Raw genomic sequence first — 11,411 nt, 5'->3', positions numbered from 1 at the left:
CTAGACCACCGGGACCCGGGGCGGAGCCCCAAACCCCCAGCCCGTCCGGCGCTTGAGGACCGGGGCCCGGGGCGGACCCCCGTTTCGGGAAGGGGCGGGTAGGGGAACAAGCCCGCGCAGCGGCCCCTACGCCCCGTCGCGCGGCGCGGAGGACCCGGACGACGGCGCCGAAGGCGCCGAAGGCGCCCCCGGTCCCCACCCCCCGTACGTCGCCCACTCCCCCTCGAACTCCCGCGGCCCCCACGCCGCGGTCAACCCCAGATGCACCACCATCGCCGCCAGCCCCCAGGCCAGCAGCACCCCGTGCGCGTGCATCTCCAAGGGCGCGTCGAACACGACCCCCTTGCCGACCTCCCGCGCGTGCGCGACCACGTCGGACGTGGGCCCGAGCCGCGTTCCGAGCTGCCACGCCAGCAGCGACCCGAGCACGCTGCCGACCGCGAGACCCACTGTCAGCCAGATCCCGCCGCGCCGGTGGAACCAGAACACGAGCCCCGCCGAGACCGCCCCGAACGCCAGCCCGAGCAGGGCGAACGTGCCGTCGGCCCCGATCGCCTCCTCGCCCTCGCTGTCGTTGAGGAACACCGCGGTGTTGTCGGAGATGAGCGGCACCCGGGGCGCCAGCCACAGCCACAGCAGCCCCATCAGCACACCCGCGACGGTCACCACGGCCGCGACGACGCCCGCCCGCCGCAGATCCGCCCGCAGCTCGTCCCGGTCCACCCCCGGCGAGGGCGCCAGGTGGGAACCGTACGGAACACCGCCGGGCTCACCCCCGGGTGCCGGCTTCTGCCACGCGTGGTGGTCGTCGGACGAGGGCCGGTTCGGCGGCGTCAGAGGTGCGGTCACCGTGCCATCGTGCCAGGCGCCCACGAGCCGCGCCTCACCGGACCGCCGCCCTGCGGTACGCCCAGGTGGCCACGGCGAGCGAGACCACACCGACGACGGCGCAGACCGCGAGGTCGAGCGCGACGACCGCCCAGTCGGGACGGGCGCCGAAGGACCGGGCCAGCGCCTCCACCCCGTACGTGGACGGCAGCAGGTCGCGCGCCCAGCCCACCGGCTCCGGCAGCCGGTCGGCCGGCAGGACGCCCAGCAGGAGCGCGGCGGACATGCCCAGCTGCCCGAGCAGAGTGGCGAGTTCCTGGCGCGGCGCGAGGAGCCCCAGGGCGGCGCCGAGGCCCGAGAGCGCCGCGCCGGACAGCGGCACGACGGCCACGAGCACCCACAGATGCGCCATCGGCAGCCCGAACAGCACGCTGCCGGTCACCGCCGTGACCACGGTCCCCGGCACGGTGAAGGAGGCGTACGCCCCCGCCGCACCGAGCACGACGGCGGCGGGCGGCACGGGCAGGGTGGCGTAGTGGTCGAGCCCGCCGCCCGCCCGGAGCTGCCCGAAGTACTGGGCGAGGAGGTTCAGCGCGACGAAGGCGACGACCAGGACGCTGGACCCGGCGACGACGGCCCGCGCCTCGGAGCCGCCGTCCACCACCCCGCGCATGAGGATCATGATCCCGACGGACTGGAAGGTCGCCACGAAGAGCAGCGGGATGCGGGCCACCCGGGCCCGGGAGAGCTGGGCGCGGTAGACGGCCGCGAGGGAGGGGAACAGCCGGGCCCGGGGGGCCAGCGGCGCCGCCGCCCCGGCCACCGCACCGATTCCGCTCATGCCTTCACCAGTCCCTTGGTCGCGCCGCCGCCGAGCGCGAGGTAGACGTCCTCCAGGCTCGGCGTCGCCAGGCTGAAGTCGTCGAGCGCCGCGAAGGCCGCGCCCCCGGTGACCGCGGCGACCGCCGCGCGTGCCTCGTCGGGCGCGAGCCGCAGCGCCCAGCGCCGCCCGGACTCCTGCGCACTCGCCCGCAGGGCCGCGACCTCGGGGATCTCCAGCGGGGCGCGCTCGCGCCACACCAGCTCGACCCGGACCTCCCCGGCGACGCGTTCCTTGAGCCCGGCGGGGGTGTCGCAGGCGATGACCTTGCCGCGTTCGATGACGGCGACCCGGTCGAGGACGGTCTCGGCCTCGATGACGTTGTGGGTGACGAGCAGGACCGTCGCACCGCGCTCCGCGCGCCGGCGGTCGACGGCGGCCCAGACGGCGCGCCGTGCCACCGGGTCCATGCCGGTCGTCGGCTCGTCCAGGACGAGCACGGGACGCTCCCCGACGAGCGCGGCGGCGAAGCAGGCGAGGCGCCGCTGGCCGCCGGAGAGCTTCTTCAGCGGCCGGTCCGCGAGGCCGGTGAGGCCGAGCTCGTCCAGGACCGCGTCGCGCTCGGCCCGGGCCTCGCGCAGTGGAAGCCCGCGCAGCCGCCCGGTGGTCTCGGCGGCCAGGGCGACGGTCAGCTCGTCCAGCGCGGTGGACTCCTGCCCGAGGTAGCCGATCAGCCGGGAGGCCCGCTCGGGGTGGCGCACGAGGTCGTGGCCGAGGATGTCGACGCTGCCGGAGTCGGGCCGCATGAGCCCGGTGAGCTGGCGTACGAGGGTGGACTTGCCGGCCCCGTTGGGCCCGAGCAGTCCGAAGATCTCACCGCGCCGGACGTCGAGGCTGATGCCGTCGGTGGCGCGCACCTCGGGGGTCGCGGGCGCGCCGCGGCGGCCCCGGACCGGGGGGTAGGTCTTCACCAGATCGCGCACCGCGCACACGGTGCCGCTCGCCGTCGGCGCCTGTGCTGTCCCCGTACTCACGAGGTACGAGGGTACGGGGTCCGAGGACCGGCATTACGCCCGGGGCCGCACCGATCGGACATCGACGCGCCCGGGGGCGGCCGGGTCGAGCGGCCCTCGGGCGGGTGCGGACTCAGTCTCCGGAGGGTCCGGCCTTCCCCGCCTTCTCCACCGCCCGCTCGGTCACCGGGGCGTGGTCGGCGGCGGCCCGTACGTCGATCTCGCGCCAGAAGCCCGCCCTGATCGCGTACCGGTCGTGTTCGTCGATCTGGTCGTCCTTGTGGGCGAGGAGGCCGAAGCGGGCCGCGTACCGGAGGAGTTCGCCGTCGATGCGGTGCGGGATGCGCGGGTAGAGGGCGGAGAGCTTCGGCAGGTGGCCGGTCTCCGGGAGCCGCTCCATCCAGCGCCGGGCGAAGACCTGGCCCACCTCGAAGGGGTCGCCGCCGACCGTGGTGATGTCCTCCTCGCGGTCGGCCCAGCGCTGCTCGGCGCTGGTGAGCTGGGCGAGGGTCGGCAGGGACGCGGTCTCCGCCGGTTCGCCCAGCGGGCCGCCGCGCTCCACCCAGCCCCGGTCGGACGACCAGCGCAGGGTCGCCGCGGGCTGCGGGGCGGGATGCCGCTCGGCCGGTCCGGCGGGCCCGCGCAGGGTGCCGGCGAGGTCCTTCGGGGTGGGCACGCCCTTGGCGCCGTGCCCGTGCACGGGCTGGGCGGAGCTCTCACCTGGCCGGGGGGCCGCCTCCTCGTCGTCGCGGGCCGCCTCGGCCTGTGCGGCGGCCCGGGACGCGCGCTCGGCGGAGGCGGCGAGGGCCGATTCGGGCAGCGGGGCGGAGAGGATCGCGGCGATCTCGGGGCGCGGGGCGGGCGGTGGGGCGCAGGGGCCGCCGGTCTCCTTGGCCCGGACGGCCTGGGTGATCCAGGCGCGGTCCAGGACGCGGCGCTCGTCGGCCTCGGCGACCAGGTCCTCGGACTGGTTGTAGTCGCCGTCGGCGGCCTGGACGGCCCAGAGGTGGACGGCGACGCCGTGTTCCTTGGCGGACATCAGGCCGGGCAGCAGGTCGCCGTCGCCGGTCACCAGGACCACGTCGGAGCAGGCGCGGTTGCGGGCGAGCTCGGTGAGCTCGGCGTGCATCGCCGCGTCGACGCCCTTCTGCGCCCAGCGTCCGTCACTGCGGGTCAGGGCGCCCAGCCGGACGGTGACCCGGGGCATCACGCGCAGCCTGCGGTGCTCGGGCTGCGGGACGCGGTCGGGGGCGCCGTCGAACCAGTAGATCCGCAGCAGCGGCTGCGCGGTGTCGGCCTCGGCGCGTTCGCGCAACTGCTGGATGAGGGCCGCGTGGTCGACGGTGATGCGGGACCGGGCGGGCTCTCCTGCCAGCAGACTCGCGGCTGCGCCCAGCAGGTAGCCGGCGTCCACCAGGACGACGCAACGGTCCACGCGTTCCACCCTCTTCCAGCCATTCGGGATCGGGTTTTCTCAAGGTTCCTTCGAGTCTGCCCGACCACGCCGGGGTTAACGGCCGGAACTCGATCATCGGCGTGGCGTATCGCGAAAAGCGCGCATCATACCCCGTCGCTACGCACGGTAATGATCCGACATGCGATGTTTATCCGATTGTGTGAATCTGACGGTGGTCCTGGCCCCGAGAGTCCTTATAGGAGGAACACCATGGCCAAGAACAAGAACCGCAAGCAGGGCAGCCAGCAGGACCGCGCTTCGCAGGCGGAGCGCGGTACCCAGGAGGCGCGCTCGACGGCCACCGAGGCGCGGAGCTCGATGGAGTCCCAGGCGCAGGGCAGCCCTGCCGATGTCGCACGTAAGCATCAGCGGCGCTTCGGCCACAACTGACCGGACTCCGGCAAGGCCGGCACACCGAGAGGGGCGCCCCCGCGCAAGCGGAGCCGCCCCTCTCGTACGTCGGTGCTCAGCCCGCCAGGCAGGACGGCCCGAGCAGCACCTTCAGGTCGCCGAAGAGCGCCGGGTCCGGCTTCACCCGGTGCCGGTCGAGCCGGAGCACCGTGGTCTTGCGGGGGCCCTGGAGCCGGATGCGCACCTCGGTGTCGCCCCGGTGGCTGTTCAGCACCTCGCCGAGCCGGCTGACCATGGGCGGGGTCACCCGGACCGTGGGGATGGTCAGGACGACGGGAGCGTTGGTCCCCGCGTTGGAGATGTCGGGGACCTGCATCTCCATGGCGACCAGGCGCGGCACGTCCTCGCGCTTGTCGAGGCGCCCCTTGACGAAGACGACGGTGTCCTCGACGAGCTGGGTGGAGACCAGCTGGTAGGTGGCGGGGAAGAACATGCACTCGATGGAGCCGGCCAGGTCCTCCACGGTGGCGATGGCCCAGGCGTTGCCCTGCTTGGTCATCTTGCGCTGGAGGCCGGAGATGATGCCGCCCACGGTGACGATCGCGCCGTCGGCGTGCTCGCCGCCGGTGAGCTGCGAGATCGCCGCGTCCGACTTGTCGGACAGGACGTGCTCCAGACCGAACAGCGGGTGGTCGGAGACGTAGAGCCCGAGCATCTCGCGTTCCTGGGCCAGCAGGTAGGACTTCTCCCACTCGACGTCGGAGAACTCCACGTCGAGCCCGAAGCCCGGCTCGTCGCTGTCCTCCTCGCCGCCGCCGAAGAGGTCGAACTGCCCCTCGGCCTCCTTGCGCTTGACCTGCACCACGTTGTCGATCATGGGTTCGTGGTGGGCGACGAGCCCCTTGCGGGTGTGGCCCATCTCGTCGAAGGCACCGGCCTTGATGAGGGATTCCACGGTCCGCTTGTTGCAGACGACGGCCTCGACCTTGTCCAGGAAGTCGGGGAACGAGCTGTACTTCCCCTTCGCCTTGCGGCACCGGATGATCGAGTCCACGACGTTCTGGCCGACGTTGCGGACGGCCGTGAGCCCGAAGAGGATCACGTCGTCACCCTGGGCGGCGAAGTTGGACTCCGACTCGTTGACGTTCGGCGGGAGCACCTTGATGCCCATGCGCCGGCACTCGTTGAGGTAGACGGCGGACTTGTCCTTGTCGTCCTTGACCGAGGTCAGCAGGGCGGCCATGTACTCGGCGGGGTAGTTCGCCTTGAGGTACGCGGTCCAGTAGGTGACCAGGCCGTACGCGGAGGAGTGCGCCTTGTTGAACGCGTACCCGGCGAACGGGACCAGGACGTCCCAGAGCGCCTTGATCGCCGCGTCCGAGAAGCCCTTCTTCTTGGCGCCGGCCTCGAAGAGGACGAAGTTCTTCGCCAGCTCCTCGGGCTTCTTCTTGCCCATCACGCGGCGCAGGATGTCGGCCTCGCCGAGCGAGTAGCCGGCGACGATCTGGGCGGCCTTCTGCACCTGCTCCTGGTACACGATCAGGCCGTAGGTGAGGCCCAGGACCTCCTTGAGCGGTTCCTCCAGCTCAGGGTGGATCGGGGTGATCTCCTGGCGGCCGTTCTTGCGCTCGGCGTAGTTCGTGTGCGAGTTCATGCCCATCGGGCCCGGCCGGTACAGGGCCGAGACGGCGGAGATGTCCTCGAAGTTGTCGGGCTGCATCTGGCGCAGCAGGGAGCGCATCGGCCCGCCGTCGAACTGGAACACGCCGAGCGTGTCACCGCGGCACAGCAGCTCGTACGTCTTGGGGTCGTCCAGCGGCAGGGCGAGCATCTCCAGGTCGATGCCCTTGTTGGACTTCACCATCTTGATGGCGTCGTCCATGATCGTCAGGTTGCGCAGCCCCAGGAAGTCCATCTTCAGCAGGCCGAGCGATTCGCACTGCGGGTAGTCCCACTGCGTGATGGTGACGCCGTCGGTGTGCCGCACCCAGACCGGGGCGTGGTCCACGATCGGCTCGCTGGACATGATGACGCCGGCGGCGTGCACGCCCATCTGCCGGACCAGGCCCTCGACGCCCTTGGCGGTGTCGATGACCTTCTTGACGTCCGGCTCGTTCTCGTACATCCCCCGGATCTCGCCCGCCTCGCTGTAACGCGGGTGGCTGGGGTCGGTGATGCCGTTGAGGTCGATGCCCTTGCCGAGGACGTCGGCGGGCATGGCCTTGGTGAGCCGGTCGCCCATGGCGTACGGGTAGCCGAGGACGCGGGCGGAGTCCTTGATCGCGTTCTTGGCCTTGATCTTGCCGTAGGTGCCGATCATGGCGACCTTGTCGGCGCCGTACTTCTCCGTCACGTACCGGATGACCTCGACGCGCCTGCGCTCGTCGAAGTCGATGTCGACGTCGGGCATGGAGACGCGCTCGGGGTTGAGGAACCGCTCGAAGATCAGTCCGTGCTCGATCGGGTCGAGGTCGGTGATGCCCATCGCGTACGAGACGATCGAACCGGCCGCGGAGCCTCGGCCGGGGCCGACCGCGATGCCGTTGTTCTTGGCCCACATGATGAAGTCGGCGACGACCAGGAAGTATCCCGGGAACCCCATCTGGATGATGATGTCCATCTCGTACTCGACCTGCTTCTGCCGGTCCTCGGGGACGCCGTTCGGGAAACGGCGGTTCATCCCGACCCGGACCTCCTCCTGGAACCAGGTGATCTCCGTGTAGCCCTCGGGGATGTCGAACTTCGGCATCAGGTCGCGCTTCTCGAACATCCCGGAGGTGTCGATCTGCTCGGCGACCAGGAGGGTGTTGGCGCACCCCTCCTGCCAGGCGTCGGAGGAGTCGACGCCGTACATCTCCTCCGTGGTCTTGAGGTAGTAGCCGGTGCCGTCGAAGCGGAAGCGGTCCGGGTCGGAGAGGTTCTTGCCGGTCTGGATGCAGAGCAGGGCGTCGTGCGCGGTCGCCTCGGAGGCGTACGTGTAGTGCGAGTCGTTCGTCACGAGCGGCGGGATGGAGAGCTTCCTGCCGATCTCCAGGAGCCCGTCGCGGACCCGGCGCTCGATCTCGATGCCGTGGTCCATCAGCTCCAGGAAGTAGCGCCCTTCGCCGAAGATGTCCTTGTAGTCGGACGCCGCCTTCAGCGCCTCGTCGAACTGGCCGAGCCGCAGCCGCGTCTGGACCTCGCCGGAGGGGCAGCCGGTGGACGCGATCAGGCCCTCGGACCACTGGGCGATGGTCTCCTTGTCCATACGCGGCCACTTCTGGAGCCAGCCCTCGGCGTAGGCGTCGGAGGACAGCTTGAAGAGGTTGTGCAGACCGGTCGCGTTCGCCGCCCAGATCGTCTTGTGGGTGTAACCACCCGAACCGGAGACGTCGTCGCGCTTCTGGTGCGGCTGGCCCCACTGGATCTTCCGCTTGTGCTTGCGCGACTCGGGCGCCACGTACGCCTCGATGCCGATGATCGGCGTCACGTCCGCCTTCTTCGCCGAGTGGAAGAAGTCGTACGCCCCGTGCAGGTTGCCGTGGTCCGTCATGGCGATATGGGTCATGCCCATGTCGTTGCACGCGTTGAACATGTCCTTGAGCCGCGCGGCACCGTCCAGCAGCGAGTACTGGGTGTGGACGTGAAGGTGCGTGAAGGGCGGCTTGGTCACGGCGCTGTGCCTCCGGGGAAATGTGGATGACGGGACGGGTGACGTCTCGGGATGTCTGGGGGGACAGCGTGGAAGTCTACGTCTCCGAGGGGCGCGGCGACGGGCACTCCGCGATACGGTCGCGCGTTGGAAGGGCGGGACCACCCGTCCCTTTTGTCATGCACGTCATCACCCAGGCCAGGTACCAGGAGGCAGTCACAGATGTCGGACACGCAGACCGGCGCGGAGCGGCGCGGGGAGCAGATTCTCGAGGTCTTCGACACCGCCTTCGGAGAGCTGCTGGCCGCCGATCCGGCGGCCTTCCGGGTCAAGTTCCGCAAGATGGCGGGCTCGGCGTTCGCGTTCTACCGGGGCACGGCCTGCCTGTTCTACAACGACCTGGAGCACGAGCGGCACGGCGGCCCGTATCTGGACGAGCGCACCGGCCGGGTCTGGATCCACGGCGACCTCCACGCGGAGAACTTCGGCACCTACATGGACGCCAACGGCCGCCTCGTCTTCAACGTGAACGACTTCGACGAGGCGTACGTGGGCCCCTTCACCTGGGACCTCAAGCGCTTCGCCGGCTCGGTCGCCCTGCTGGGGTACGCGAAGGCGCTGGGCGACGAGCAGATCACCGAGCTGGTACGGATCTACGCGGCGGCCTACCGCGAGCGCGTCCGCGCCCTGGCCACGGGCGCCAAGAACGACGAGGTGCCGCCGTTCACGCTGGACACCGCCGAGGGGCCGCTGCTCGGCGCGCTGCGGACCGCCCGCTCGCTGACCCGGTTCTCGCTGCTGGACTCGATGACCGAGATCCGCGACTTCGAGCGCCGGTTCGCCGAGGGCGGCGGCGCGATCGACCTGGACGCGGCGACGCGGTACAAGGTGCTGGCGGCGTTCGACGGCTATCTGGAGACGCTGCCGGAGTCGAGCCTGACCCGGCCGGACTCGTACCGGGTGAAGGACGTGGTGGGCCGGCGCGGCATCGGCATCGGCTCGGCGGGCCTGCCCTCGTACAACATCCTCCTGGAGGGCAACAGCGACGCCCTGGAGAACGATGTGGTGATCTACCTCAAGCAGGCGCAGACCCCGGCCGTCTCCCGGCACATCACGGACCCCGCGGTCCGCGGCTACTTCCGGCACGAGGGCCACCGCACGGTGATCTCGCAGCGCGCCCTCCAGGCCCACGCCGACCCGTGGCTCGGCTGGACCGAGCTGGACGGCGCCGGCCAGCTGGTCGCCGAGGTGTCGCCGTACGCGGTGGACCTGGACTGGTCCGACATCGACGAGCCCGACGAGATCGCGGCGGTCGTCGCCGACCTCGGCCGGGCCACGGCGACGATGCACGCGGCGGCGGACGACGAGAGCGGCCACTCGCTGGTGCCGTTCTCCACGGAGCGGGCGATCGACGCCGCCATCGCGGCCGACGAGGAGGGCTTCGGGGAGCTCCTCGTGGACTTCGCCCACAGCTACGGTGCCCGGGCCCGCGCGGACCACCAGATCTTCGTGGACCTCTTCCGCAACGGCCGCATCCCGGGGCTGTAGCCGGCGGAACGGAACCTTTAGGGGTCGCTTACAGGTTCGCATGCGACACTCCTGGGCGATGGACATATCCGGGACGCAGCTCAGAGCGGCACGCGCGGCGCTTTTCACAGCGCTCGTCGTGACGCTCTCCGCCGCGTCCCACGTCCTGCTCTCCCAGGTCGCCCTGCCCCTGGTCCCCGTCGCCGTGCTGGCCGGGGCCGTCTTCGCGGCGGCCTACGCCCTGGCCGGCCGCCAGCGCGGCTTCGGGGCGATCGCCGGGCTGCTCGTCCCCCTGGAGCTGGCCGCCGACACCTTCTTCACCACCGGCCAGCACCTCTGTTACGGAGCGGCGGGCGGCCCGATAGCGGGCCCCCTGCGCTCGGTGGGCGTCGACGTCCTGTGCGGCGGCGGCGACCTCGGCCCCGGGCCCGCCCGGCTCGGCGACGTCGGCACGCCGCTCGCCTCGGTGACCGCGGGCGGCCAGGGCGCCGCCGCGCTGCTCGCCTCCCCCGGGCCGCTGGTCCCCTGGCTGCTGCTGGCCGCCCATGTCACGGTCGGGCTGCTCGCCGCCGCCTGGCTGCACCGCGGGGAGCTGGCGCTCGCCGGGCTGCTCCGGGCGGGAGCGCTGCTGGCGTTCCGGCCGCTGCTGACCGCGGTGGCCGTGGTGCGCGCGGCGGGCCGCTCGCCGCTGGCCGGAGCCCGCGCCGTCGCGCCCGGGCCGCTGCTGCCGGCCCTCGCCCGGCTCCTCGTGCACTCCGTGGGACGGAGGGGTCCGCCGCTCGGGGCCTGTGCCCTCTGAGCACGCGAGCCCCGCACCGTACGACCCACCCCACACGGAGAACACCACCATGAGCAAGCGCAACAGCCAGGCCAACAAGTCCGCCGCCCGCGAGCGGCTGCGCGCGGAGCGCGAGCGCCAGGCGAAGAAGGACAAGGCCCGCCGGCAGGTCGTCGTCGGCGTCTCGGTCGTCGCCGGCCTCGCCGTCGTCGCCGGCATCAGCTACGTCGTGATGGAGATGAACAAGCCGTCGTACTGGCAGTCGGTCAAGGACGACAAGGCGAAGGTCGTCACGCCCGAGAACACCTCGGGCGAGAACGGCACCACCGTCGTCATCGGCAAGGACACCGCGAAGAAGACCCTGAAGCTGTACGAGGACTCCCGCTGCCCGATCTGCGCCTCGTTCGAGCAGACCGTCGGCTCGACCATCGCCAAGGACGTCGAGGACGGCAAGTACAAGATCCAGTACGTGGGCGCCTCGTTCATCGACGGCGACAACCTGGGCGGCGACAAGCCCTCCATCGGCAACCGCGGCGAGGGCTCCAAGAACGCCCTGAGCGCGCTCGGCGCCGCCCTGAACGTGAGCCCGGACGCCTTCCTCGCCTACAAGAGCGCGCTGTACTCGGCGGAGTTCCACCCGGACGAGGCGGACGACAAGTTCAAGGACGACAGCTACCTGATCAAGGTCGCCGACTCGGTGAAGGAGCTCAAGGGCAACAAGGGGTTCCAGAAGGCCGTCGAGGACGGCACGTACGACGCGTGGGCCCTGCAGATGTCCAAGAGCTTCGACGAGAACAAGGACGAGGTGACCGGTACGCCGACCCTCGTCATGGACGGCAAGAAGATCACCGGGAGCGACGGCAAGAACGCGCCCATGACGGTGGACGAGTTCAACACGGCGATGACCACAGCGCTCAAGGGCTGATTCCCGCCTCCCGCCGGAAGGGGGCGGACCCGGACACCCGAAGTCGATCGGTGTCGGGCAGTACCAGCACGACCTGTCCGAG

The 11,411-nt window shown here is 71.3% G+C and carries 9 protein-coding genes; 4 read left to right on the top strand and 5 right to left on the bottom strand.

The genetic code is table 11. The annotated features are described in order from the left end of the window. Positions 1–126: 126 nt before the first annotated feature. The 4 genes from ACN6LM_RS24100 to ACN6LM_RS24085 form a co-directional block, all read right to left on the bottom strand. Entirely contained in the window at positions 127–849 is a 723-nt protein-coding gene (locus ACN6LM_RS24100; protein WP_445067458.1) for an ABC transporter permease, read from the bottom strand. A gap of 34 nt (positions 850–883) precedes the next feature. After that, complete coding sequence (locus ACN6LM_RS24095; protein WP_445067457.1) at positions 884–1,669, bottom strand: ABC transporter permease; 786 nt, start codon at positions 1,667–1,669, stop codon at positions 884–886. Next, positions 1,666–2,640, bottom strand: a complete 975-nt coding sequence (locus ACN6LM_RS24090) for an ABC transporter ATP-binding protein (RefSeq protein WP_445067482.1) — start codon at positions 2,638–2,640, stop codon at positions 1,666–1,668. Before ACN6LM_RS24090 ends, ACN6LM_RS24095 begins: the two co-directional genes overlap by 4 nt. 154 nt (positions 2,641–2,794) lie before the next feature. After that, on the bottom strand, positions 2,795–4,105 hold the full coding sequence (locus ACN6LM_RS24085; RefSeq protein ID WP_445067456.1) for an NYN domain-containing protein: 1,311 nt from the start codon (positions 4,103–4,105) through the stop codon (positions 2,795–2,797). A 222-nt stretch (positions 4,106–4,327) separates the two neighbouring features. On the opposite strand from ACN6LM_RS24085, the gene ACN6LM_RS24080 reads away from it, so the two are divergent. Then, positions 4,328–4,507, top strand: coding sequence for a hypothetical protein (locus tag ACN6LM_RS24080; RefSeq protein ID WP_445067455.1), 180 nt, complete (start codon positions 4,328–4,330; stop codon positions 4,505–4,507). A 76-nt stretch (positions 4,508–4,583) separates the two neighbouring features. Here ACN6LM_RS24080 and dnaE read toward each other — a convergent pair whose 3' ends face one another. Further along, positions 4,584–8,120, bottom strand: a complete 3,537-nt coding sequence (gene dnaE, locus ACN6LM_RS24075) for a DNA polymerase III subunit alpha (protein ID WP_445067454.1) — start codon at positions 8,118–8,120, stop codon at positions 4,584–4,586. A gap of 201 nt (positions 8,121–8,321) precedes the next feature. Here dnaE and ACN6LM_RS24070 point away from each other — a divergent pair, with 201 nt between their 5' ends. The 3 genes from ACN6LM_RS24070 to ACN6LM_RS24060 are packed head-to-tail and all read left to right on the top strand — an operon-like array spanning position 8,322 to position 11,329. After that, the gene (locus tag ACN6LM_RS24070; protein WP_445067453.1) at positions 8,322–9,647 is read left to right on the top strand and encodes a DUF2252 domain-containing protein; all 1,326 of its coding nucleotides are present in this window, start codon (positions 8,322–8,324) and stop codon (positions 9,645–9,647) included. 58 nt (positions 9,648–9,705) lie between these two features. Further along, a complete protein-coding gene (locus tag ACN6LM_RS24065; protein ID WP_445067452.1) occupies positions 9,706–10,425 on the top strand; it encodes a hypothetical protein in 720 nt (239 codons plus the stop codon). A 49-nt stretch (positions 10,426–10,474) separates the two neighbouring features. Then, positions 10,475–11,329 (top strand): thioredoxin domain-containing protein, encoded by an 855-nt coding sequence (locus ACN6LM_RS24060; RefSeq protein ID WP_445067451.1) that lies wholly within the window; start codon positions 10,475–10,477, stop codon positions 11,327–11,329. The last annotated feature ends 82 nt before the right edge of the window (positions 11,330–11,411 follow it).

This window comes from Streptomyces sp. SAS_281, assembly GCF_052542855.1.
Note: the sequence above shows the minus strand (reverse complement) of the source record. Positions and strands in the feature narration are given on the sequence as shown.